This window comes from Rhodococcus sp. 66b, from assembly GCF_002076325.1.
Lineage (GTDB): Bacteria > Actinomycetota > Actinomycetes > Mycobacteriales > Mycobacteriaceae > Rhodococcus_F > Rhodococcus_F erythropolis.
In genome coordinates this window covers 276,991-301,104 of sequence record NZ_MUZB01000003.1, presented here as the reverse complement: position 1 = coordinate 301,104, position 24,114 = coordinate 276,991, and the positions used below count along the sequence as shown (strand labels likewise).

Below are 24,114 nucleotides of genomic sequence, written 5' to 3'. Positions count from 1 at the left end.
GTTCAGCCCCCTTGGATTCCGGCTGCGATGACTGCACGACCGATCGGCGCAGCAACCGAGCCACCGGTAGCGGCAAGTCCGCGGTCACCACCGTTCTCGACGATGACGGCCACGGCGACCGTCGGATTCTGCGCCGGTGCAAAAGCGATGTACCAGGCGTGCGGCGGAGTTTCCCGCGGGTTCACGCCGTGCTCGGCGGTACCGGTCTTGGACGCGATCTGAACCCCGGGGATCTTGCCGTCGCCGCCTGTGAAGTTCTCCGAGCCGATCATCAGATCAGTCAGCGTTGCGGCCACTGCCGGCGAGATGGCCTGACCCATCGACACCGGTGACGGCGTACTGAGATCGGTCAGATCCGGTGCCTGCAACTGGGAGATCAGGTTGGGCTGCATCCGCACACCGCCGTTGGCGACGGTCGCGGCGATCACTGCATTCTCGAGCGGGGTCACCGCGACGTCGCGCTGGCCGATACTGGTCTGGCCGAGAGCCGCGTCGTCGGAGATGTCGCCGACGGTGCTGTCCGCAACCGGCAGCGGGATCGCCGGAGTGTTGGGCCCGATGCCGAAAGCGCTGGCCTCGTCCTTGATGGCGTCCGCGCCGTCCTTGATGCCCAGTTCGACGAAAGCCGTGTTGCACGAGCGCGCAAACGCGTCGCGCAACGACGCCGTCGGGTTGGGGCCGCAGGTGCTGCCGTTGTAGTTCTCGAGGGTCGTGCTGGTGCCGGGCAGCGTGATCTGCGGAGCCGCGGTCAGCTGGTCGTCCGGCGTCGCACCGTTGCCAAGAGCTGCGGCCGTGGTGAGCACCTTGAACGTCGAGCCGGGTGGGTAGGTCTGCGAGATCGCGCGGTTGACCAGCGGATCGTTGGGATCGGCATTGAGCTCGTCCCACGCCTTCGTGGTTTCGGCGCCGTCGTGGCTGGCAAGCAGGTTCGGGTCGTAGCTCGGCGTGCTGACCATCGTCAGGATGCGTCCGGTGCTCGGCTCGATGGCGACGACGGAACCGGTGTAACCCTTGCTGGTCAGCTGGTCGTACGCCACCTGCTGCATGGCCGGATTGAGCGTCGTGACGACGTTGCCGCCGCGCGGATCGCGTCCGGACACCAGGTCGAAGAAGCGCTGACTGAACAACCGGTTGTCCGAGCCGTTGAGAATCGGATCCTCGGTGCGCTCGAGGCCGGCGCTGCCGTACTGCATCGAGTAGAAGCCCGTGACCGGTGCGTACGGGTACGGATTCGGATACTCGCGCAGGTACTTGTACCGGTCGTCGGTGGCGCGGGAGGCGGCAAGCACCTGACCGGAAGCCGAGATCTGACCTCGCTGGCGTGAGTACTCGTCGAGCAGCACCCGCGAGTTGCGCGGGTCGGCTCGCAGGTCGTCAGCCTTGATGACCTGTACGTACGTGGCGTTGGCGAGGAGCGCGACGACCATCACCATGACGGCCATCGCGACGCGGCGCAGTGGAGTGTTCATACGCGCGGCATCATCTCGGTATTGGCGTCAGCGATTGGGGGCGGACCTTTCTTCTTCGTCACTACCGGCGCCCGAGCCGCGTCCGAGATCCGGACGAGGATGGCCAGCAGTAGGTAGTTCGCGAGCAGCGACGAGCCGCCGTACGACATGAACGGTGTTGTCAGACCCGTTAGCGGGATCAGCTTGGTGACGCCGCCGACGACAACGAAGATCTGGATCGCGATGGTGAACGACAGACCGGCGGCGAGCAGTTTGCCGAAGCTGTCGCGCACTGCCAACGCCGTACGCAGGCCGCGCACGATGAGAAGCAGGAACAGCATCAGCACAGCGGCCAGGCCGATCAAACCGAGTTCTTCGCCGATGGTCGCGATGATGAAGTCCGTCTTCGCGAACGGCACCTGGTTGGGTCGGCCACTGCCAAGACCTGTTCCGGCGATACCACCGGTGGCCAGGCCGAACAGCGATTGCGAGATCTGATAACCGGTGTTGGCGTAGTCGCCGAGCGGGTCCAGCCAGGTGTCGACGCGCACGCGTACGTGGCCGAACATCTTGTAGGCGAAGAAGAATCCGATGGCGAGCAGTCCGCCGCCGATCACCAGCCAGCCCACACGTTCGGTCGCGATGTAGAGCATCACCAGCACGGTGCTGAAGAGCAGCAACGACGTACCGAGGTCCGTTTCGAAGACGAGCACGCCCACCGAGACGATCCAGGCGAGCAGGATCGGGCCGAGGTCGCGGGCACGCGGAAAGTCCATGCCCAGGAAGTGTTTACCGGCCGAGGTGAACAGGTCGCGCTTGGCGACGAGCACGGAGGCGAAGAAGATGATGAGCAGGATCTTCGCGAACTCGCCTGGCTGAATGCTGAATCCGGGCAGGCGAATCCAGATCTTCGCGCCGTTCACGCTCGAGAACTTCGCCGGCAAAATCGCGGGAATCGCCAGGAACACCAGGCCCGCGAGGCCGAGCGTGTAGCTGAATCGCGCCATCAGGCGGTAGTCCTTCAAGAACACGAGCAGCAGCACGAAACCGGTGATCGCCAATGCAGTCCACATGACCTGCTGGTTCGCATCCGGTGACGGTGCCTCGACGCCGTTGTAGAGCGCTGTCTGTTCGTCGGCGAGGTCGAGTCGGTGGATGAGCACCAACCCGAGGCCGTTGAGCAGGGCGACGATCGGCAGCAACAGCGGATCGGCGTACGGCGCATACCGTCGAATTGCCAAGTGCGCGATCAGGAACAAGCCCGTGTACGCGAGTGCGTACTTGGCGAGGTCCAGCGTGATCTTCTGTTCCTGGCTCGCCTCGACGAGCAGAAGCGAGACCGTCGTGATGATGACGGCAAAGCCCAGGAGCAGCAGCTCCACGTTTCGGCGGGTCGACTGGACCGGCGCCGGGGCAAAACCTCCGGGCGGACTCGGAAAAGCCGTCCCCGCAGCTGCGTTGGACGACATCAGTTGACCGTCCTGCAAGTCTGACCGGGAATGTCGGTCGGCGTAGGCGTAGTCGTGGGTGCTGCCGTCGTCGGCGTGGCCGGCTCAGCGGGCGGCGCAGGAGCCGGAGTGGTCTCCGGTGCAGGCGGGGGAGTGGGCGCGGCCGTCGTCGTCGGCACCGGCTCACAACGAGGCAGCAGATCGCCGCCGATGAGACGGATCATCTGGCTCTGCGCATCTTCACGCTTGCCGGACGGCAGCCCGGCGCGCACCTGCTCCTGCGCAGACGGCTGCAGATCGGTGACCTCGAGGATGTTGCAGTTGCTGGGAATCGCGTCGGGGGAGACGAGGGTCAGGACGTCGTCGTCGCCGACGCAACCCACCAGATCCGCGTCTTGCAGCGAGTAGCCGAGCACCGAACCGGGGATTCCGCGCAACACCGTCACGCGGCCGTTGTCTTCGCCGACGTAGTAGTTGTTGCGGATGACGGCGCGGCCGATCACTGCGCCGACGCCGACCAGCGCGATCAGCACCACGGCGAGGACCACCCACCACAACCGGTTCCGCTTCTTCTTCGGTTCCGGTTCGGGCTGGGAGACAACTCGCTTGGGCGTCGCGCGCGGCGGACGCATGGCAGCGGCGCGGCCGGCAGCGGTGTTGGGGGGAGGGGCGTCCTCTTCCTCTTCCGTCGACGCGGCGCCCGCGACGATGGGATGTGACTGGCCGTAGTCGAGGTCGATGACATCGGCGACGACGACGGTGACGTTGTCGGGACCGCCGCTGCGCAGCGCCAATTCGATGAGACGGTCGGCGCACTGCTCCTGCGAGCCTTCGCGCATCGTGTTCTCGATGGTCTCGTCGCTGACCACATCGGAGAGGCCGTCGGAGCAGAGCAGGTAGCGATCGCCGGCGCGGGCTTCGCGCACGGTGAGCGTCGGCTCGATCTCGTTGCCGGTCAACGCCCGCATGATCAGGGATCGCTGCGGGTGCGTGTGTGCCTGTTCGGCGGTGATCCTGCCCTCGTCGACCAACGACTGCACGAACGTGTCGTCGCGGGTGATCTGCGTCAGGTGGTCGTCGCGCAGAAGGTAGGCGCGCGAGTCGCCGATGTGCACGAGACCGAGCTTGCTGCCGGAGAAGAGGATCGCGGTGAGCGTGGTGCCCATGCCGTCGAGTTCGGGTTCTTCCTCGACGTGATCGGCGATGGAATCGTTGCCCTCACGGGTGGCTGCCTCGAGCTTGCCGAGCAGATCCTCGCCGGGCTCGTCGTCGTCGAGATGCGCCAGAGCGGCAATCATCAACTGCGACGCGACCTCACCGGCCGCGTGTCCGCCCATACCGTCGGCCAAAGCCAGCAGGCGTGCACCGGCGTACACGGAATCTTCGTTGTTGGAGCGCACGAGACCGCGGTCGCTGCGCGCCGCGTAGCGGAGAACAAGGGTCACGGGCGTAGCTCGATTACCGTCTTGCCGACGCGAACCGGAGTGCCCAGCGGGACGCGCACCGCAGTGGTGACCTTGGCGCGGTCCAGATAGGTGCCATTGGTCGAACCGAGATCCTCGACGTACCAGTCAGCGCCACGCTGCGAGAGCCGCGCATGGCGCGTCGACGCGTAATCGTCGGTGAGAACGAGCGTCGAATCGTCGGCGCGGCCGATCATGACCGGCTGAGAACCCAGGGTGATGCGGGTACCGGCGAGGGCGCCCTGCGTGACCACTAGGTACCGAGGCACCTTCGCCTTGCCCAGCGAGGGCAGGACCTTTCCGGCGCGGGTGTACCGCGGCGGAACCCTGACCCCGGAGCCGGCATAGATGTCGGAGCGGAGAGTGCGGAGGACTGCCCAGACGAACAGCCACAGTAGGAGCAGGAAGCCCGCCCGTGTGAGTTGCAGAATCAGGCCCTGCACGGCTGTCCACCTCCTTCTATGGCTCGAGCCCCGCCGCAGCGGGGTTCGAGCATTGTCGACTGGCAGCATCATAGGGGGCTCTGGGCCCCGAAGATCACGATACTGACAGCCGCGTGACGGCGGCGCGCCGACGGACCGCCGAATGTTCGATTGTTATCGGAAAAATCCTGGCGTCCGTTTCTCAGCTCAGAGAATGCGAACCAGAATCTCCGAGTGACCTGCGCGAATGATATCGCCGTCCGCCAGCTGCCAGTCCTGGACCGGTGCGCCGTTGACGGTGGTGCCGTTCGTGGATCCCAAATCGGACAGCATCGCGGTGCGGCCGTCCCAACGGATGTCGATGTGGCGACGTGAGACGCCGGTGTCCGGGAGGCGGAACTGAGCTTCCTGGCCACGGCCGATGACATTGCTGCCGTCGCGAAGCTGGAAATGCCGTCCGCTGCCGTCCTCGAGCTGGAGAGTTGCCGTCAGGCTCTGGGCCGTCGGTGCGTAACCGCCCTGCGGCTGGGCATAGCCCTGCTGCGGGTAGGCCTGCGTCTGCTCGAAGTTGCCGCCCTGCTCGTAGCCGGCCTGCTCGTACGGCTGCTGTGTGTACGCCTGCTGGTCGTAGCCGCCCTGCTGGTAGCTCTGCTGGTCGTAGCCCGGCTGATCGTAGGACTGTCCGTTGTAGGGCTGCTGGTAACCCTGCTGGTCGTAGCCGCCCTGCTGGTAGCCCTGCTGGTCGTACCCACCCTGGTACGCCTGCTGGCCGTAGCCCTGCTGGTCGTACGGCTGCTGCTGGTAACCCTGCTGGTCGTAGCCGCCGCCCTGCTGGTCATAGCTCTGCTGGTCGTAGCCGGCCTGCTCGTACGGCTGCTGCTGGTTCGGGTACGCCTGCTGGTCGTAGCCACCCTGCTGCTGGTTGTAGCCCTGCTGGTCGTCGCCCGTGCGGTAACCGTCGCCGCGGTCGTAACCGTTCTGGTACGGCGCTTCCTGGCCCTGCGGAGCGGCGTAACCGCCGTCGTCGTGGGAGTACCCGTTCCGTGCCGGCTGCTGCGGTTCGGGCTGGCGACCCGCCGGTTCGCGGCTTGGTTCGTAGCCTGAGTTCTGCGTCATGGGGCCGGCTCCTGGTTGTGACGGGACTGGATTGGAAACAGGGGGAACAATCGGTGCGGGTCGCTGAGGCGGCCGTTGTGGAGGCCGCGACGAAACCTGCGGAACATGCGACGGCGGCGATGCCTGCTCGGCGTCACCATCCGGGTCGACGGTTCCGCGGGTGCGGAACTGACCGGTGTGGAGCGTAGGCGAAGGCTCGAAAGTGACCGAGATGTCGCCATACGTCTGCCAACCCTGATCGCGGATGAAATCCTGCAGGTGTCGGCTGAAAGCTTTTGTCGTCAGTTCGCGATCAGCTGCCAACTCTTCGTGATCGGAGTTGTTGATTGTGATCACGTAGTTGTTGGGGGCGAGAAGGATTCCGCCGCCGAGGTGCTCGACGCGGTCACGTGCCTCCTGCTGGAGCGCCGCCTCTACTTCCTGCGGCACAACACCACCACCGAAGACCCGCGCGAATGCGTCGCCGACAGCTCCTTGGAGCTTTCGTTCGAAACGCTGCACGATGCCCATCGGGCCCTCCTCTCGCCTCGCATCTACGACGGCAAAATGCTCGGCAAGTAGCGCCGGCACCGCCTTGTCGCGTGTCGTCCAAACTGCTGTACAGGTTCCACGGTACTGTCAAATGTCGCTTCGGCAGTACCTGGCCGCTGTTTCAGCATGGTATCGGTTCTGGGCTTTCGGGTGCTCGGTGTTCATCGATTCGTGCCCTGAACTGCACGAATAGAACTTTCAAAGTTTGTCGTGATAATGTTTCGGCGTTGCTCGGGCGAGTGGCGGAATGGCAGACGCGCTGGCTTCAGGTGCCAGTGTCCTTCGGGACGTGGGGGTTCAAGTCCCCCTTCGCCCACCACAAGACGAGGCTACAAACTCTAGCGAGTTCGTAGCCTCGTTTTTGTTGTCGGCTATCTGGCCGCAGCCTGAATGAAGCTCAGAACGAAGTCCAGTGCGGTGCCTGCAAACGAGTCGTTGACGGGTTGAGTGGCCGCGGCGGGCGCAGTGATCTGAGGGTTCATCATCCCTGGCGGCAGTGTGCCGGGTGGGAGATTGATGATGGCGTTGATGTCGTAGATGGTGTTGTCGGGACCGTTGGTCACCGAGAACGAGATACTGCCGAAGTCGACGACCGGAGTGTCGGCTGATGCGGTACCGACTGCACTGCCGAAGGTGATCGCGGCAGCGAGCGCGCCGACGCCGAGGGCTGCGGTGGTTCGGGACAAACGAGTAGGCGTTGCGGGTCCATTCACAGATGTGCTCCCTTTCGTGGTGACAGCATCCGTGCACGGGATGCCAAGCAGCCAGGAGATTGCAACCACTATCGAGGAAGATAACGGACATTCACCTCGTGGCGGGGTGGTTCGGCACGAAGTCCTTCGTCGTTCTGGAGCTATCGGGATGGGGGTTGCAGCCTGATCACCGTTGCAGGACTTCACAATGATGTGTTTTGTAGTCACCGCTTTGATCGCGGTTCGCCTACCATGTGCGACGGCTAAAGGGGACTACGAGAGCGTCGATCCGTATCCCCTTGGCGTACAACTAAGTCGGGTTCCTCGGCAGAAGACCGTGAGACGTCTGGGCGTCGAAGATGGAGTGGGGTCGGAAGAAAGACCCCGAGACCAGCAAGAACGCCGCCGACCGCACCACCATCGGCTAGCATGCGAAAGTCCATAACGGCTTCATCGCGGCTGTGATCTACGGGGGCCTACCGCAGGTCGCCGATTGCACGTGACGTGGCCTCGTCCGAGGCAGGCCCAGGGAGCATCGCGCCAGCGAAGTCGACGGCTGGACACGCAGAGGGAGATCTCAGCCTGCCCAGGATTGTCGCAGGCTACCGATAGTCTTGGTGCTGTTCTGAAGACAGGAAGGGAGGCCTTGCACCACGTGACTGACGAAGCGCAATCGCGCTATGCATTGTCGTTCACCAGTGGTGGCCTCCTCGCCCGCGAGGGTGTGTCCGTCGCAGCGATATACCTTGAGTCTCGCGACTGGCAGGCGGCCCGTGTCCGAGTTGTCGACGGCAACTTGTTGCAGGCTCGCACTACCTCATCGCTTGGCAGGGTCTCCCGCGAGACCGTTCAGCGGCTCGCTGCGCTCGGCGATGACGAGATCGAACTGCTTGTCGAAGGCAGTCCGTCGGAGCAGCACCATCTGATGTGGGCTGCGGCTTGCCGCCGCTACGCGCTGATCGGCGACTTCGCCGAAGAGGTGCTGCGCGAGCGATTCCTCCTGATGACGCCGACGCTCGACGCCGAGGACTTCAACCGGTTCATCACCGGTAAGAGCCTGTGGCACCCCGAGCTCGACGGTCTGAAGCCGTCGACGAGACAGAAGCTTCGGCAGACGTTGTTCCGGATGCTCCGCGAGGCAGGTCTGTACACCGACGCCGGCCACATCATCCCCGCCGTGATCTCCGGGCGCGTCATCGAGGTCCTGGACCGTCGCACAACCAGCGACCTCCGATTCTTCCCGACGGTCACACCATTCACATCCTCAGGCAACCAGGTGCAGCGATGAGAACAACCCAGCGGAACCTCACTCACGAAGAGAAGCACGTATATGACGTGTTGCGTAGCGGCCGGTTCCTGAAGATGGAGGGCCTCTCCAAGGAAGTTCCCTTCTTCATCTACCACTTTCCACCTGCCTGGACCCTCGACGTCGACGGCATGCGCGACCGGGTCACCACGAAGCTCCAGAGCGATGACGGAATCAGTGTGATCGAGATCAACCTGTACGACCTTGCCGTCGAACTCCTCAACGAACGAGGCGTCTGGGACAGAGTTCTCCAAGCGGAGTCGACGATGGACAAGGCCGACTTCCGAGACATGCTTCAGGGCATGCTCGACCCGCACGATCACCTCGCCCCGGCGATCCGAGCTCGGCTCGACACTGAGCCGGGAACTGAACCGAACGCAACCGTGGTCTTCCTCACCGGGATCGGTGAGGTGTTTCCGATTATCCGTACACACACGGTGCTGGAGAACTTGCAGAGCGTGGTCGTGGGTCGCCCGATGTTGGCGTGGTTCCCGGGCACGTACGAGTTCACCCGGTCGACCGGGCACCAGCTCCGCGCATTGAACCTTGACGCGAGCGACAGCTATTACCGGGCCAAGGACATCCTCGAGCAGGAGACATAAGCATGACCGTGATCAATGAGATCTTCGCCAAGCCGATCGACCGCTCGATTGAGGGCGTCATTAAGGCTGACGACACCTCCCAACTCGCCACTGAGGTGGAGGAGTATGTCCTCACCAACGAGGCCGCCAAGGGCGTCGAGCAGGTGCTGGAGGCGTACACGAACTACACCAACGCCAACGGCGTGTGGATTTCCGGTTTCTTCGGCTCCGGTAAGTCGCACCTGTTGAAGATGCTGGCCCACCTGCTCGGCGACATCGACGGCCACGACTACCCGCGCACCGAGGTCTGCACCCAGTTCCGGACAAAGGCCGACGACGCGTTCCTGCCGGCGTTGATCGACAAGGCCGAACGAATCGAAGCAAAGAGCCTGCTGTTCAACATCGACCAGAAGGCCACCCTGATCTCGAAGGACCAGAACGACGCCCTGCTGAAGGTGTTCGTGAAGATCTTTGACGAGTCCCGCGGCTACTACGGCAACCAAGGACACATCGCCCGCTTTGAACGCGACCTCGACTTCCGTGACCAGTACGTGGCCTTCCAGGAAGCCTTCGAACAGATTGCGGGAATCCCCTGGTCACAGGGACGCGAGCAAACGGCCCTTGAAGCAGGCAACATTGACAAGGCCTTTGCCGAGGTTAATGGCTCCGAGAGCCTCGGCATCATCCGCCAATACAGTGCGAACTACTCGGTTTCGATCGAAGATTTTGCCGGTGAGGTTGCCGCATGGCTTGACCAACAGCCTGACGGCTACCGGTTGAATTTCTTCGTCGACGAGGTCGGCCAGTTCATCGGCACCCACACCCAACTCATGCTCAACCTCCAGACCATCGCCGAATCGCTCGCTACCAAATGCCAGGGGCGGGCGTGGATCTTCGTGACCTCCCAGGAGGACATGGAGAAGGTCGGCGGCGACCGCACCAAACAGCAGGCCAACGACTTCTCCAAGATCCAGGCGCGCTTCAAGAACCGGCTCAAACTCACCAGCCAGGACGTCGAGGAGGTCATCCGTAAGCGTCTCCTGGCCAAGGCCGATGGTGCGAGCACTGAGATCGAGGCGATCTACGACGCGGAGCATGCGAACTTCAAGACCCTGTTCGACTTCGTCGAGGGCCGCCACTATCCGAACTACCGCGACGAGCGGCACTTCGTCGGCACCTACCCGTTTGTGGGCTACCAGTTCCCGCTTTTCCAGGCCGCGATCGAGTCGATCAGCGACCACAACATCTTCGAGGGCCGCAACAGCTCGGTCGGTGAGCGTTCCATGCTCGGCGTCGTTCAGGAAGTCGCCACCGGCCTTGCTGACCAGCCGCTCGGCACCCTCGCATCCTTCGACCAGATGTTCGAGGGCATCCGGGCATCGTTGAAGGCCGCGAATCAGCGCGCGATCTTGGGCGCCGAAAACGCCTGCGACGGCGGCAAGCTCAGCCAGCTTGCGGTGCGGTTGCTCAAAGCGCTGTTCCTGGTGAAGTACGTCGACAGCTTCAAGGCCACGCCCCGCAACCTCACTGTGCTGGTCTACGACCGCTTCGGTACCGATCTGACCCAGCTCGGCAAAGATGTCATCGAGGCGCTGAACACACTGGAGGCGCAGACCTACATTCAGCGCAATGGCGACCTGTACGACTACCTGACCAATGAAGAGCAGAAGATTGAGCAGGAAATCAAGGACGTCGACATCGACAGCTCCGAGGCCTCCGCGAAGCTCAACAAGCTGCTCGCCGAGTCGGTCATCAAGACCACGAAGGCCACTGCCAAGAACGGCCAGAACTTTCCGTTCGGCTACAAGCTCGACGGCGTGCCCTACGGCAAGCAGTACGAGCTGTCGCTGCATTTCATCAGCCCCGAGACAGATTTCAGTCTGGAGCAGATCAAGATGCAAAGCGCGGGGCTCGACGAGCTCCGAGTCGCACTCCCGGCGGAAGCGAACCGAATCCTCGCCGACCTGCGCCTGCTCCTGAAGACCGAGAAGTACGTCAAGCGCGCGCAGGGGTCTAGCCGCACCGCGATCGAGACCAGGATCCTCAGCGAGAAGGGCACCCAGAATGCCGAGCGGGAGAAGGAAATCGTCGAACGTCTGCGGGCAGCGGTCGGGGCATCGACCCTGATCCACAACGCCGGGGTCCTCGACGTGACCGCTACGGATGCGCAGACTCGCATCAACGACGGCTTCGGTAAGGTCATCGCCGCCACCTACACCAACCTCAGCATGCTCGGCGGTAAGACCTTCAGCGAGCAGAGCCTAAGCGGACTGGTGAACCCGGCCGAGGGCATGTTTGAGGAGACCCGCAGCATCCTCGATGTTCCAGCAGGCGACCTGCTCGGGCATCTGGAGATGCGCGGAAAGCGGCACGAGATGGTCACGATGAAGCAACTCATCGAGCGTTACACCACCAAGCCGTACGGCTGGGACCAGTGGTCCATCGCGGCCATGGTGGCCTATCTCGCAGGGCAGACCAAGATCGAGATCCAGGTCGACGGCAAGACAATCGCCCGGACGGAGATCGCCGGGGCGTTGCGTAACACCCAGCGCTACCCAAAACTGATCGTCGCCCCGCAACGCGTCTACGACCAGAAGATCGTGAACCTGTTCCGCAAGTTCGTCATCGACTTCACCGACGACGGCGGAATTACGAAAGATGCCGCCGAACTCGGCCGCGTCGGCAAGGAGCACCTCGAAGCCAAACTCGCCGAGCTGAAGGCACTGCGCTCAGGCGCCGCCACCTACCCGTTCATCGACCAGCTCGACGAACCGATCGGGCTGCTCGCGGAGCTGAGTAGCAATCCGCCGGCTTGGTTCGTCGAATATTTCGCCGGTGCCGACGACCTGCTCGATGCCAAGGACAACGTGATCGATCCGATTAAGTCGTTCCTCAACGGAAATCAGCGCAGCATCTACGACGATGCTCGTTCGTTCATGCTGACACATAGCACCAACATCGCCTACCTACCCGCCGGAGTCGCCGACGGAATCGAGACTGCCCTCGAAGACACCCAGATCTTTCGCGGCAATAAGACCAAGAAGCTTGGCAGTGTGGTCACGGCTGTCAGGGAACAACTCGATAGCGTGGTTGCTGCTGAACGGGCCGCAGCGACAGCCAAGATCGACGACTACTGGAAGCAGGTTCCGATCAGTGCGGCGTATGCGGCCGCGACGGAGGTGGCTCGGCAGTCGGTGACCCGCAAGACCGAGCAGATGCTGGCGCGCGTCCAGCAGGAGATGCAGATCCCTACGATCCGTCACCTTGCTGCACAGTTCGACGACACGACCTATCCCGCGATCCTCGACGAGCTCGAAGCCGCGAAAGCTGCGCTGACTCCGGAACCGGAAGTTTCGGGCGACGACGAACCGAAGGCTCCCAGGCCCCCGACACCTCCGGCGAAGCAGAGCATTTCGATCAGGAAACTCTCGCTGCCGGGGGCTGGTGAGGTGCTCGAAACCGAGGCTGAGGTCGACGCCTATCTGGATCAACTTCGCGCGACCTTGCTTGCGACGATCAACAACAACAAGCGCATCACCCTGTAGTGCCCAAAAGCCCTTGAGGACACGAGTTTAAGGACAGCATGGATACCAAGCCGTTGGAGAGTTTCGCGAAGGCCGCCAGGCGCGAACTGATCGTCGCCGTCGAGGCGCGGGTTTCGACGGTGCTCGCCGCCGGGTCCGTCGCGCGTAGCGAGCGCAGCGAGACGGTGCGCCTTCTCGAGTCGGTGATCGCTGACCACGGTCGTGCGCACGTGATCGACAGGGTCGCCTACACCTGGTTCAACCGTCTCATCGCGCTGCGGTTCATGGACGCCCGCGGCTACACTGCCGCCGGGGTCGTCTCGCCGGCATCGGGCCATGCCCACGGCCAGCCAGAGATCATGGCTGACGCGAAACGCGGCGACGTCGACACCGAGGTCGTTACCAATGTGGGCGCTCACGAGGCGATCATGGGTCTGCTGGACGGTACCCGCCGCAGCACCGACGCCGAGGGCGAGGCCTATGCACTGTTGCTCACCGAGTATTGCCGGCATTGGCACAAGACGATGCCGTTCATGTTCGAGGCCGAAGGTGCATACACCGAGTTGCTCGTGCCCGCAGGCCTGCTCGCTGATGGAGCCTTGCTGTCCCGCGCTCGAGAGGTGCTCACCGAGGATGTCTGTGACGACGTCGAGGTGATCGGCTGGCTCTACCAGTTCTACATTTCCGAGCGGAAAGTCGAAGTCTTCGCCGGGTTCAAGAAGAATAAGAAGGCCGGCGCCGACGAGATTCCTGCTGCCACACAGCTTTTCACCCCGCACTGGATTGTCCGCTACCTCCTCGAGAATTCGCTCGGTCGACTTTGGATGCTCAATCGGCCAGCCTCGCGATTGGTCGACCAGATGGACTACTACATCGCTCCCGTGGACAAGGAGACTGACTTTCTGAAGGTTTCGGGGCCGGAGGAGTTGACGGTGATCGACCCAGCCTGCGGCTCGGGCCACATGCTCACCTACGCCTTCGATCTGCTGTATTCGATCTATGAGGAGGAGGGCTATGCACCGTTAGAGATCCCGAGCCTGATCCTGACCCACAACATCCACGGAACCGAGATTGATCCCCGCGCCGGGGCGCTCGCGGCATTCGCACTCACAATGAAGGCGCGAGCGAAGGATCGCCGCTACTTCATGCGTTCGGGAGCGCAACCGAAGATCTGTGTAATCGAGCCGATCTCATTCGCACCAGATGAGCTGGACCTATTTGTCACGAAGAATGGGGACAGCGATGCTGAAGAAGCGTTCTGGAATCAGTTCCGTGATGCCGACACGTTGGGCTCGCTGATCCAGTCGGACGCAGATGCGACGAAGGAAGCCGGAGCGGTCTTGGCCGGGCTGAATGACCTGGAAGGGACGCTGTACTACGACACGCTGGTCCGTGCGCGTAAGGCTGTTACACAGGCAGACGTGCTGAGTCGCAAGTACTCGGTGGTCACGGCGAATCCGCCGTACGGCGGCCTTGGGAATCTGGCGGGTAGCCTGGCATCTTGGGCTAGGAAAACATACCCAGTAACCAAGACTGACTTGTATTCGATGTTCATTGAACGCTCCCTCCTCCTGGTAGTTCCACATGGACTTGTGGCCATGGTCACGATGCAGAGCTGGATGTCTCTCCGCTACTTCGAAGGATTGCGAGCCGAGATCCTCGAGGAACAACACCTGGTCTCTATGGCACATTTTGGTACGCGAGCCTTCGACAGTATTGGCGGAGAAGTGGTCGGTACGACGGCCTTCGTCATCGCGCGACAGGTTTCCTCACGCGCTTCACGTGCTTCGTTCATGCGGCTCGTTGCGGGCCGATCGGAGGCAGTCAAGGCGCAGAAGCTTCGAGAGATCGCGGCGGGGGATACGACCGACCACTACGTGCTTGAGTTGGCGCACCTTACGCGAGTTCCAGGAAAGGCATTCGTATATTGGGCCACCAACCGCGACTTTGAGTTGTTCGAGACTTTCGAGGCAGTCGGGGATCACGTCGAGACTCGAGTGGGTTTGATCACAGGCGATAACGACTCTTTCCTTCGTCGATGGCATGAAGTCTCGCTCGGCGGAATCGAATTTGAGGCTCGTCAGGATGCGTTATCACGCTGTCGCTGGTTCCCGTATGTGAAGGGTGGCGAGTACCGGCGGTGGGCCGGAAACTACGAGTTTGTCGTAAATTGGTATAATGATGGAACAGAAGTGAAGTCCAACGTCGATCTTGAAACAGGGCGGATGCGGGCGCACAACTTCAACGGAGAGTTTGCTTTCCGCGAGGGTTTCACCTGGTCGGGAATCTCAAGCAATGGTTTTGCTGTACGAGATGTGCCAACTGGATTCATGTTTGACACGAAGGGCCCTATGGGATTCCCGGTCAAGCCGACCGAACTTCGTCAGCTTCAGGGACTGCTCAACAGCGCAGTCGCAGTTCATTTCATGCGAATGCTCGCGCCAACGTTGGACTTTAACCTTGGTCACGTAATGAGCATTCCCTTCTCGACGGCTCTCCCTGCCGAGTTTGCCTCATGGGCAGAGGAGTGTGTGTCGCTCGCGTGGCGAGACTGGGATCTCCGTGAAACCGCGTGGGGATTCAAACAATCTCCGCTGGTGTCGCTAGACGCACAAGGCAGAATTGAAGACTATCTGGATCTGCACGTCCAGGCATGCCAGACAGCTGTGTCTCGAATGCGCAAGCTAGAGATGGCGCTCAACCAGTGTGCTCTTAAGGCCTATGGCCTTGCCGACCTCCCAGATTCGAGTGTCCTCAACTACGAGATCACACTAGATGCAGCTGGAGTCGACGAACCCGGCTTTGCGCGCAGCGCCGTGGGAGATCTGATCTCGTACGCGGTCGGCTGCATATTTGGCCGCTACAGCCTCGATGAGTCAGGTCTGATTCTCGCCGATCAGGGCGCGACGCTCCAAGACTACCTCGCGAAGGTTTCGAATGGTTCGATCATCGACGTGACGTTCATTCCAGACGCGGACAATGTGATCCCGTTTGTCGACGACGGCTGGTTCGAAGACGATATCGTCGAACGCTTCCGACAGTTCCTGAAGGCTGCGTTCGGCACAGAACACTTCGAGGAGAACCTACGGTTCGTGGAGGAGTCGCTGGGGGTAAAGATGCTGCGCGACTACTTCATTACGAAGTCGGGTAAGTCGAAGTTCTACGATGATCACATCAAGCGCTACAAGAAGCGCCCTATCTACTGGATGTTCTCCAGCCCCAAGGGGTCGTTCAACGCGCTGATCTACTTGCACCGCTACACGCCGTCGACAGTCTCGACCGTGCTCAACGAGTACCTGCGAGAGTACGAAAACAAGCTGCAGAAGGCATTCGAACGTGCAGAGACGGCAGCCGCGGGCGGCACATCGGCGAAGGACCAGAAGGAAGCTGACCGGCTGCGCAAGGTACTCGCCGAGTTGCGTGACTACGAGCACGACGTGCTCTATCCGCTCGCCACCCAGCAGGTCGAGATCGACCTCGATGACGGCGTCAAGGTGAACTACCCGAAGTTCTACCCGGCTGTGAAGAAGATCGTTGGCCTTGAGGCCAGCGATGGGTAAGGAGTCGCACGTGCGCGCTCGGACCGGCTCGTGATGACTAGGACGATGAATGAGTAAGACCCTCACGATCGAGGACCACCTTGCCAATCGGTTCGACTCCAAGCGCATCGTCGTATGGCACGATCCCGACGGCGGCTACGCCGCCGGGATCGACGAGCTCGTACCGAGCGACGTGACGGTGCTGCACCTAGCCGATGACGAATTCGCAGTCAAACATCGGGTGCTGCGGGAAGAACCGACGGCGAAGTTCTTGATCTACCGATCCGGCAGCGTGCCCGAAGGTGTCGGGAACTGGTTGCTCGACATTGAACTCGCCTACGGACCGGTGTTCACTGCAGACCGTGACGCGTTGATGAGGGTCGACCTCGGGCTCACAGCGCCTGGCTCCGACGAGTTGATTGCCAGGTATCAGTCGTTCTTCAATGACGTGAAGCTGGTAGCGGGGCTCAGATCGCTGCCGTTGAACGGCGGCGACCTGACGGTGGTGCAGGCGCAGATGTGCGCCGTCCTTCTGAACCAGAAGGAACATAGCTTCTCCGAACTCACCCGCACGATGCTGATTCAGCACGCCGACGGCGAAACCACCGGATTCGATGCGCTTGCCTCCCATGGCCTCGCGGACTTCTACTGGGCTGGAGCTTTCGGCATCTACGGGTTCACCTCGCAGACGCCGACGATGGCTGGGTTTGTGCTGTGGATGTTTCAGCGCGCGGTCGACGGGTTCGCAGTCGCCGAGTCGAACAAGGCACGAAACCTGTCGCTCGACTTCCGCGGTTTCCGTGACTCCAAGCGCAGCAGTGCAGCGATGAAATCACTGGCCCGAACCGTCGAGGGTAACCTCGACTACACCGATCATATGAGTGAGATCGGTTGGGAGACACTGAAGGACACGGACATCTTCGACGCCGGCGAGCGTGAGGTGATCCGGCGTCTGGTGGAGGGGATCAGTGCGCAGACGATGCCGTATCGCGACATCGCAGATGCGATCAGCGCCAGACGTCGCGACAGTTTCTGGTTCGACGACTACGCGACCCTGTATGAAGGGCTGAGCGCTGCAGCCGAACTGATTCCGGCGATCCGGACCGCCGTGTTCGACTTCAGCAGCTTCGACGAGGGACTGACACGGTACCGCGATGAGTGGTTCCGCATCGACCAGCGCTATCGCCAGTTCACCCAGGCGTACCTCACCGCTGAGTTCAAGCAGCCGATCGAGGCACTGGCAGGCCTGGTCGAAAATGCGTATGTCACCAATTTTCTGGCTCCGCTCGGAGTGGCATGGCAGCAGCAAGTCGATACGGTCACGCAGTGGCGCACCTTTGATACGACCTCGCAAACCTCGTTCTACGACCACTACGTCGCCCCGATCCTCAAAGGTCGCAAGAAGGCCGTCGTGATAGTCTCCGACGCACTCCGCTACGAGGTCGCCGACGAGCTGAGTACCAGGATCCGCGGTGAGAACAAGTTCTCCGCCACCATCGAAGCCATGCTCGGCGTCCTGCCCTCGTATACCCAACTCGGGATGGCAGCACTGCTCCCACACACCACACTCGCGCATTCCTCAGACGGCGACCCGGTGCTGGTCGACGGGCAGAAGTCCGACGGCACCGCTAACCGCAACAAAATCCTCAGCGCAGTCGGTGGGACGGCGATCCAGGCGAGAGATTTCATCGAGATGAAGCCGGCCGATCGTCGTGACCTGTACTCGTCGAATCAGGTGCTGTACGTCTACCACGACACGATCGATGCGACCGGGGACAAAGCCGTCTCCGAGCACCGAACCTTCACGGCGGCAGCGGACGCGGTCCGCGAACTGATCGACATCGTCAAAAAGCTCGCGAGCGCGAACGCGACGAACATCATCGTCACCGCCGATCACGGGTTCCTCTATCAGCGTTCCAAACTGGCGGAGCAGTTCAACCTCACGGTGAAACCGCAAGGTGAGCAGATCGTAAAATCAACGCGTCGCTACGTGCTGGGGCGAGGTTTGAAGAAGGACACAGCGTTCACAACTTTTCAGCCCGACCAGGTGGGACTGTCGAGCGACCTGGAAGTGCAGATCCCGAACTCGATCCAGCGGATCGTGCAGCCCGGAGCCGGATACCAGTTCGTGCACGGCGGCGCCTCCCTGCAGGAGATCGTGGTGCCGGTGATCCAGATCAACAAGAGGCGCAGCGACACCGTCGAGCCTGTGAACGTCGACATCCACCCCGAGTCGGATCGGATCACCACGGGGCAGATCGTCGTCAAGCTGTACCAATCGGCCAAGGTTGAGCCGCACAAACCCGCGCGGCGGCTGCGTGCCGGTCTCTACTTCGGAGACACACTCATTTCCAACGAGCAGGAGATGACTTTCGACTCGAGCAGTGATGCGGGACGCGATCGATTCCAAAGCGTGACACTGCTTCTCAGTAGGAACGCGGACGAGGCTAACAACCACAGCGTCGAATTCCGGCTCTTACAGCCGATCGAGGGTACCGCGCAGTGGAAGAAGTACAAGAGCGCGCCGTACACGGTCAAACGTGCCTTCGCCAGTGACGATGGATGGGATTTCTGATGAGTGACCACATCGACCTGACAGAGGTGGCCCTCCGCGAGCAGACTCCCGCGGAGGATCCTGCTAGTGCTGTGGCCGAGCTGACAGCGTTGGACCGCAAGATCAACGCGCATTTCCCGGGTGCTGTCGTGCGCAAGGACCTCGTCAAGACGGTCAAAGGCAACGCGATCGTGCCGTCGTACGTGCTGGAGTACCTGCTCGGGCAGTTCGCCGCGTCCGACGACGAGGCGACGATCCAGGAGGGCATCGAGAAGGTGCGCCGGATCCTTGCCGAGCACTACGTGCACCGCAACGAGTCGGAGCTGGTGAAGTCGAAGATTCGCGAGAAGGGTCGCTTCCGGATCATCGACCGGGTCAGCGTGACGTTGAACGAGAAGGACGACGTCTATCAGGCGACGTTCGCGAACGTCGGCATCAGCGGGGTTCTCGTGGATTCGAGCACGGTGACCGCGAACCAGAAACTGCTGGTGGGCGGCGTGTGGTGCCTGTGCGACATCGAGTACTTGCACAGTGACGACACCCGTGCGGTGCCCTGGATTCTGGGTCGATTGCAGCCGATCCAGATGTCGAGTTTCGACTACGCCGGGTATCTCAAGGCCCGGGCCGAGTTCACTACCGATGAATGGGTAGACCTCCTGATCCAGTCAATCGGCTTCAACCCCGAGATGTTCGGACGTCGCGCGAAACTACTTCAGTTGATCCGGCTGATCCCGTTTGTGGAACGTAACTACAATCTCGTCGAATTGGGCCCGAAGGGCACCGGCAAATCGCACATCTACTCTGAGTTCTCGCCCCACGGCATGTTGATTTCCGGCGGTGAGATCACCGTGCCGAAACTGTTCGTGAACAACGCCAACGGGAAGATCGGCCTCGTCGGCTACTGGGACGTCGTCGCGTTCGACGAGTTCGCGGGCAAGAAGAAGCGCACCGACAAGGCGCTGGTCGACATCATGAAGAACTACATGGCGAACAAGTCCTTCTCCCGCGGTGTCGAGACGCTCGGCGCGGAGGCCTCCATGGTGTTCGTCGGCAACACCTCGCACACCGTTCCGTACATGCTCAAACACTCCGACCTCTTCGACGAGCTCCCCGAGAGCTACCACGACTCGGCCTACCTCGACCGCCTGCATTTCTACATCCCTGGTTGGGAAATTGACACGATCCGCGGCGAGATGTTCTCCAGCGGTTACGGTTTCGTCGTCGACTACATCGCCGAAGTCCTCAAGTCGATGCGAAATCTCGACTACTCCGATCGTTACCAGCAGTACTACACACTCGGCTCCGACATCTCCACTCGCGACCGAGACGGCATCCACAAGACCTTCTCCGGTCTGATGAAGCTGCTCTACCCGCACGAGCAGGCCACCGCCCAGGAGATCGAAGAGATCTTGCGCTTCGCGATCGAGGGCCGCAAGCGCGTCAAGGACCAGATCCTGCGCATGGACGCCACTATGGCAACGGTGAAGTTCGGGTACCAATCGCTCGCGGGTGAGTGGACCGCTGTCACGGCACTGGAGGAAGACGAGTACCCCCGGCATTACTACCGCGATCGACCAGACGCTGTCGAGGAGATCGAGGACCTTGTCGGTCCGGCCCAACCTGTGGTGGGTGCGGCCGGCTCGGAGAATGCGGTCGTCTCCGTCCCGATAAAGGAGGAGTTGTATCAAGGACACCGAGATTTCATCGAAAATCAACGCGGCGTCTCCTACGAAACACTCCTTATGCCGTACTTGCGCGGCGCGTCCGAGATCGAGTTGCACGACCCGTACATCCGGATGAACCACCAGGGTCGGAATCTCGTCGAGTTACTGGCCTTGATCGCCTCGGCCAAAGACCCCGCCGACGAGGTGACATTCAAGCTCTACACCCTGCTCGAGACCGACCCTGAGTATCAGAAGAGACAGTTGCAGATGATCGGCCAGATCATTCAGGGGGCTGCCCAACAGGGCATCAAGCTTGACGTGTCTAAGGACCCTGGCGGTCATGATCGCTGGATCCGCACGAACAACGGATGGCGCATCAACCTCGGCCGGGGCCTCGACATCTTTCAGAAGCAAGAAGGCGGCTGGTTCGACTTCGGCAGTACGCGGCAGGAGTTCCGTCAGGCCAGGGCATTCGGCGTGACGTATATCCGGGAAGCGAATTGACGGGGGACGTCGACGGACGTGAACCTGCCGACGTCGCCCGTGACTGAATGGTCGAGAGGCGCATCGTCATCGGATGACGGAGTCGAAGGTCTCCGCGGCTAACGATGATCACGACGGGTGCCCTCGCTGCGTTGAAAATCGATCGGAATTCGACACTTTCCCGAAGATTACGTATCGCCAGCTCGTTCCCAAGTCGAGATGTCGAGAACTCGTGTCGACAATCTATGTCGAATAACCTATCTTATTCAGCTTTTCGACAGGCTTGGAATATATCTGGATGCCCACCAGAGGATGGCGACGATGGCGGATGCGGCATGGGGTGGTTGCGGGGGGTTGCGGGCTGGAGTGTTGCTTCGAGTCTGGTGAGGCGTTCTTCGAGGACGCCGGCGATGGCGAGCAGTCCGAGCAGGGTGGGTTCGGCGATGTCGCTGCCGTGCTGGGCGTGACCGAGCAAGGTGGTGCGCAGGAGTGAAATCATGGGGGTGGCCGAGGATGCAGTGAGATCCGAGTTCTGGTCTCCGCAGCGGGTTTCTCTTCGTGCCGTCGAGAACCCGTGTGCAGAACGTACGTCGAATATCGTGTCCATCAGTGTCGGACGGTACTCGAGTGCTGATGCGGAAAAACGTACAGTCAAACCACAGGACCTACTCAGTGAATGAGTGGATCAAAGTTGGGCGAGAGTGTCGAGACCGCCCCGGAAGTGCAGCTCCAAAGTGCTCAGGACTGGTCGGGCTTTCGCTGGGCGTGACATCAGTTGTCGAGTATTTCGCGGCATTGTTCCGGGGTGTTGCCTTGCTGTAGGCAATTCGACCACAGGACCTGGGGATGGTTCGGCGGATTCGTTACTGTCGGCGTGCTTGTCGTGGTCCGAGGAGCGCCAGCTGTTGGCGGTGCATCGGTCATTCCGGCTTCGGCCCGAGGGTCGGGGAAGGTCATTCCGAGTGAGTTGGTGCACGTAGTTCCGTCGCAGGATCCTCCGTTGGCGGTGATTTCGCTGACCCGGTTCATGGCTGCGGGGCCGGCGCATTCGTCCGTCCAACCGTATGTTCCGTCCGTGAACGCGGTGTTCGGACCGGGCGACGTGCAGTAGTCGATGTGCTTGGTCACCACCGGCGTTGGCGTGTCGATGAATGTTGCCTCAGCGGTGGGCGGTTCGACGATGGTTTCCGTCGTGGGTTCCACAATCGTGGCACTGGAAACCGGTGTGAGCGTCCCTGACGAGCTCGGCGCCGTGGCGGTCGCAGTTGCTCTCTCATACGAGGCAGGTTCGGTAGACGAGCCCTGGTCGCTGCACGCACTGAGCGCGAGAAGGAGGATCGGCGCTGCTAGCCAGGCCTTTTTCATTTTCATTGCGATCGCTTCATTCTGTGGACGGGTCGGCGTGTGGTGGCAGAGCTAGGACGGGTGTCAGCGGCGCATTTCTGCGTACGCCTGGCGCCGCAGCTGTCGAAGTTGCCGCCCATCGGCCAGTTGCCAGTCCCTCCAACCGTGCCGTTGCCGGCCCATGATGTCCGTCAACGGCGCCGAGGGTGGCCCGTAGCGTTTCCCGTCGACTTCGAGGGCCCCGTCCCGCGTGATCGTTGCGACGTAGGTGAGCCCGCGGCCGCCGTCGTGATACGTCAGCTGGTCGCCGACCTGTAGATGGCCGAAGAGCATGAGCTGCAAGATGTCATCGTCGTAAGCGATCGGGGCGGAAGACGGCATGATTCGATCGGGTTGGTTTGTGAGCATTGAGGATTCGGATGTCGAATCGTCGCCGTCGCACGAGTTCGGATTCGGCTCGTCAGGTTGTGTGGTTGCGGTGACTGCACCCTCGACATGATGTTCCGTTGTGGGTGTCGGTATCTCGGCTTTGTCTGCTTGTTGGTTTCCCGAACCCACGAGGTTTCCGATCCCGCGGCCCAATCGACCGAGTCCGGATCCGACTCCTGAGACGCCGGCACCGATCGCTTTGCCAGCCGCGCCGGCGACAGCGCTGCCTGCGGACGCTGCCCGACTTCCGACTTCCGCCAGGGCGTCGACGACGCTGGGACTCTCGTGTTCGGTCCAGCCCATGACCTGACTGCCGCGTGCCTGCGCGAAGTTGTCGAGGTCGTCTTTGAGGGTGACGATGTCGTGTTTGAGGTTGTGGGCGGCGCCCCACCGGAACCCGTCGAGTCGGTGCATTTTTGCGAAGTTCGAGAGTTCCGACCGCGCGTGCAGCAGCAGTTCGCCGTCGCGTTCGAAATGCTCTGCCAATAGTGTGCGTGCGTCGTCGAGCACCATCTGCAGATGTTGCGGTTCGGTGGCCTGCACGCGGGCGATCCGGAGTCGTTGCCACAGATAAAGCGATTGCTCACTGACCACTAACAGGTGCAGGGTTTCGCCGAGCCGGTTCTCTTCGATTGCGCGGCGGAGGTAGTCGGCGCGGTCCTGGACCGGGCGAGTGGCATCGAACCCGGCCAAGGTGCGTTTGACGTGTTCTCGGAGTCGTTCGATCGTCATACTCAGGGTGGGGCGGAGACCGGCTACAGATTCCCAGTCCGTGGTCGGGAGTGCTCCGTGTTCGTCGAGTGTGGTGACGAGCCGATCCAGGGTTGCGAAGTGCCCGACCACGTCACCGACACGGGAAGCTTGGGCGAGGACGAGGACTTGTTCGACCTTGCCCTCGACGCGGGCGATCGATTCGTTCACCGATGCGATGGCCGCCGAGAGTGCGACCTGCACTGCGATGAGTTGGAAGGACAATGCTTGGGTGGGGCCGAGGGACACTTTCTGCCATTGCAGTTGGTGACGGAACTTCCCTGCTTGGTCGACGACGGTCATTCGGAAGAAGCCGTTGTCACCGGGCAACGCTTTGTACGTGTTCAACGCCTGGACGCTGTTCGGGGACAACCGCACGAACTGACCGGCCTGGGCGGCAACAGATTTCGCTCCGACGGCAGCGGCGGCGACATTGGCCATCGAGGTTTTGCTGACTCCGGACACGGTGAGTGCTTCGCCGGCGATGTCGGTCAGGCGAGCGAGGTATCCGGCTACGACCTCCGGGTCCCCGGCAACGAGGATGCCTTCTGGTTCGACGGACACGGCGAGTTCGCTGCCGGAGTCGGTGCTGGCGAACAGGTCCATTGCAGCAGTGCCTGATCGAGTGGACTCTGACGGTGAACTGCTCGAGGAGGGCGTCTCGTTCATCGATGTCCGCTTTCTGCTGGTGTGATGGTTTCCGGTGGAAAGCATCCTGGCGATGTCGGTGATGGCACCGTCGGATCGTTTCCGTCCGCCGGGCGATTTCGCGCAGACCGCACGGAATGGCACCCTGCCACGTCCGGTGCAGCAGTGGCTC

General features: G+C 61.7%; 15 protein-coding genes and 1 tRNA gene. 7 read left to right on the top strand and 9 right to left on the bottom strand.

The features are described from left to right. Positions 1-2: 2 nt before the first annotated feature. The 5 genes from B0E55_RS07105 to B0E55_RS07085 all read right to left on the bottom strand — a co-directional run bounded on the left by B0E55_RS07105 (position 3) and on the right by B0E55_RS07085 (position 6,407). Entirely contained in the window at positions 3-1,469 is a 1,467-nt protein-coding gene (locus tag B0E55_RS07105) for a peptidoglycan D,D-transpeptidase FtsI family protein (protein ID WP_007735774.1), read from the bottom strand. Further along, entirely contained in the window at positions 1,466-2,917 is a 1,452-nt protein-coding gene (locus tag B0E55_RS07100) for an FtsW/RodA/SpoVE family cell cycle protein (protein ID WP_003943414.1), read from the bottom strand. Before B0E55_RS07100 ends, B0E55_RS07105 begins: the two co-directional genes overlap by 4 nt. Beyond that, positions 2,917-4,341: a PP2C family protein-serine/threonine phosphatase gene (locus B0E55_RS07095; RefSeq protein WP_003943416.1), complete on the bottom strand. Its 1,425-nt coding sequence runs from the start codon at positions 4,339-4,341 to the stop codon at positions 2,917-2,919. The genes B0E55_RS07100 and B0E55_RS07095 overlap by 1 nt, the downstream gene beginning before the upstream one ends. Then, a complete protein-coding gene (locus tag B0E55_RS07090) occupies positions 4,338-4,802 on the bottom strand; it encodes an FHA domain-containing protein FhaB/FipA (RefSeq protein WP_003943418.1) in 465 nt (154 codons plus the stop codon). Before B0E55_RS07090 ends, B0E55_RS07095 begins: the two co-directional genes overlap by 4 nt. Before the next feature lie 186 nt (positions 4,803-4,988). Next, entirely contained in the window at positions 4,989-6,407 is a 1,419-nt protein-coding gene (locus tag B0E55_RS07085; RefSeq protein WP_021332622.1) for a DUF3662 and FHA domain-containing protein, read from the bottom strand. A gap of 254 nt (positions 6,408-6,661) precedes the next feature. On the opposite strand from B0E55_RS07085, the gene B0E55_RS07080 reads away from it, so the two are divergent. Then, a tRNA-Leu gene (locus tag B0E55_RS07080) sits at positions 6,662-6,747 on the top strand. A 52-nt stretch (positions 6,748-6,799) separates the two neighbouring features. Here B0E55_RS07080 and B0E55_RS07075 read toward each other — a convergent pair. Continuing rightward, entirely contained in the window at positions 6,800-7,141 is a 342-nt protein-coding gene (locus B0E55_RS07075) for a hypothetical protein (protein WP_080909433.1), read from the bottom strand. Between the two features lie 634 nt (positions 7,142-7,775). On the opposite strand from B0E55_RS07075, the gene B0E55_RS07070 reads away from it, so the two are divergent. From B0E55_RS07070 to brxL, 6 genes are read left to right on the top strand one after another with little or no spacing between them, the layout of a single operon-like run. Beyond that, the gene (locus B0E55_RS07070) at positions 7,776-8,408 is read left to right on the top strand and encodes a DUF1819 family protein (RefSeq protein ID WP_080909367.1); all 633 of its coding nucleotides are present in this window, start codon (positions 7,776-7,778) and stop codon (positions 8,406-8,408) included. Further along, the gene (locus tag B0E55_RS07065; protein WP_080909366.1) at positions 8,405-9,028 is read left to right on the top strand and encodes a DUF1788 domain-containing protein; all 624 of its coding nucleotides are present in this window, start codon (positions 8,405-8,407) and stop codon (positions 9,026-9,028) included. Before B0E55_RS07070 ends, B0E55_RS07065 begins: the two co-directional genes overlap by 4 nt. A gap of 2 nt (positions 9,029-9,030) precedes the next feature. Then, a complete protein-coding gene (gene brxC / locus B0E55_RS07060; protein ID WP_080909365.1) occupies positions 9,031-12,552 on the top strand; it encodes a BREX system P-loop protein BrxC in 3,522 nt (1,173 codons plus the stop codon). 38 nt (positions 12,553-12,590) lie between these two features. Continuing rightward, positions 12,591-16,091, top strand: a complete 3,501-nt coding sequence (gene pglX, locus B0E55_RS07055) for a BREX-1 system adenine-specific DNA-methyltransferase PglX (RefSeq protein ID WP_080909364.1) — start codon at positions 12,591-12,593, stop codon at positions 16,089-16,091. Between the two features lie 49 nt (positions 16,092-16,140). Beyond that, positions 16,141-18,645: a BREX-1 system phosphatase PglZ type A gene (gene pglZ, locus B0E55_RS07050; RefSeq protein ID WP_080909363.1), complete on the top strand. Its 2,505-nt coding sequence runs from the start codon at positions 16,141-16,143 to the stop codon at positions 18,643-18,645. Beyond that, positions 18,645-20,792, top strand: a complete 2,148-nt coding sequence (gene brxL, locus B0E55_RS07045) for a BREX system Lon protease-like protein BrxL (RefSeq protein ID WP_080909432.1) — start codon at positions 18,645-18,647, stop codon at positions 20,790-20,792. Before pglZ ends, brxL begins: the two co-directional genes overlap by 1 nt. 241 nt (positions 20,793-21,033) lie before the next feature. Here brxL and B0E55_RS07040 read toward each other — a convergent pair whose 3' ends face one another. From B0E55_RS07040 to B0E55_RS07025, 3 genes are all read right to left on the bottom strand, one after another. Beyond that, the gene (locus B0E55_RS07040; protein ID WP_080909362.1) at positions 21,034-21,378 is read right to left on the bottom strand and encodes a hypothetical protein; all 345 of its coding nucleotides are present in this window, start codon (positions 21,376-21,378) and stop codon (positions 21,034-21,036) included. A gap of 164 nt (positions 21,379-21,542) precedes the next feature. Further along, a complete protein-coding gene (locus B0E55_RS07035) occupies positions 21,543-22,142 on the bottom strand; it encodes a hypothetical protein (RefSeq protein WP_198538399.1) in 600 nt (199 codons plus the stop codon). A 57-nt stretch (positions 22,143-22,199) separates the two neighbouring features. Then, complete coding sequence (locus B0E55_RS07025; protein WP_133053404.1) at positions 22,200-23,963, bottom strand: DUF4357 domain-containing protein; 1,764 nt, start codon at positions 23,961-23,963, stop codon at positions 22,200-22,202. Positions 23,964-24,114 lie beyond the last annotated feature (151 nt).

Bases quoted from the DNA above. Each gene is read 5' to 3' on its own strand.
- B0E55_RS07025 (WP_133053404.1), bottom strand. From the start codon at position 23,963: ATGAACGAGACGCCCTCCTCGAGCAGTTCACCGTCAGAGTCCACTCGA.
- brxC (WP_080909365.1), top strand. From the start codon at position 9,031: ATGACCGTGATCAATGAGATCTTCGCCAAGCCGATCGACCGCTCGATT.
- B0E55_RS07040 (WP_080909362.1), bottom strand. From the start codon at position 21,378: ATGGACACGATATTCGACGTACGTTCTGCACACGGGTTCTCGACGGCA.
- brxL (WP_080909432.1), top strand. From the start codon at position 18,645: ATGAGTGACCACATCGACCTGACAGAGGTGGCCCTCCGCGAGCAGACT.
- B0E55_RS07035 (WP_198538399.1), bottom strand. From the start codon at position 22,142: ATGAAAATGAAAAAGGCCTGGCTAGCAGCGCCGATCCTCCTTCTCGCG.
- B0E55_RS07100 (WP_003943414.1), bottom strand. From the start codon at position 2,917: ATGTCGTCCAACGCAGCTGCGGGGACGGCTTTTCCGAGTCCGCCCGGA.
- B0E55_RS07105 (WP_007735774.1), bottom strand. From the start codon at position 1,469: ATGAACACTCCACTGCGCCGCGTCGCGATGGCCGTCATGGTGATGGTC.
- pglX (WP_080909364.1), top strand. From the start codon at position 12,591: ATGGATACCAAGCCGTTGGAGAGTTTCGCGAAGGCCGCCAGGCGCGAA.
- pglZ (WP_080909363.1), top strand. From the start codon at position 16,141: ATGAGTAAGACCCTCACGATCGAGGACCACCTTGCCAATCGGTTCGAC.
- B0E55_RS07065 (WP_080909366.1), top strand. From the start codon at position 8,405: ATGAGAACAACCCAGCGGAACCTCACTCACGAAGAGAAGCACGTATAT.
- B0E55_RS07085 (WP_021332622.1), bottom strand. From the start codon at position 6,407: ATGGGCATCGTGCAGCGTTTCGAACGAAAGCTCCAAGGAGCTGTCGGC.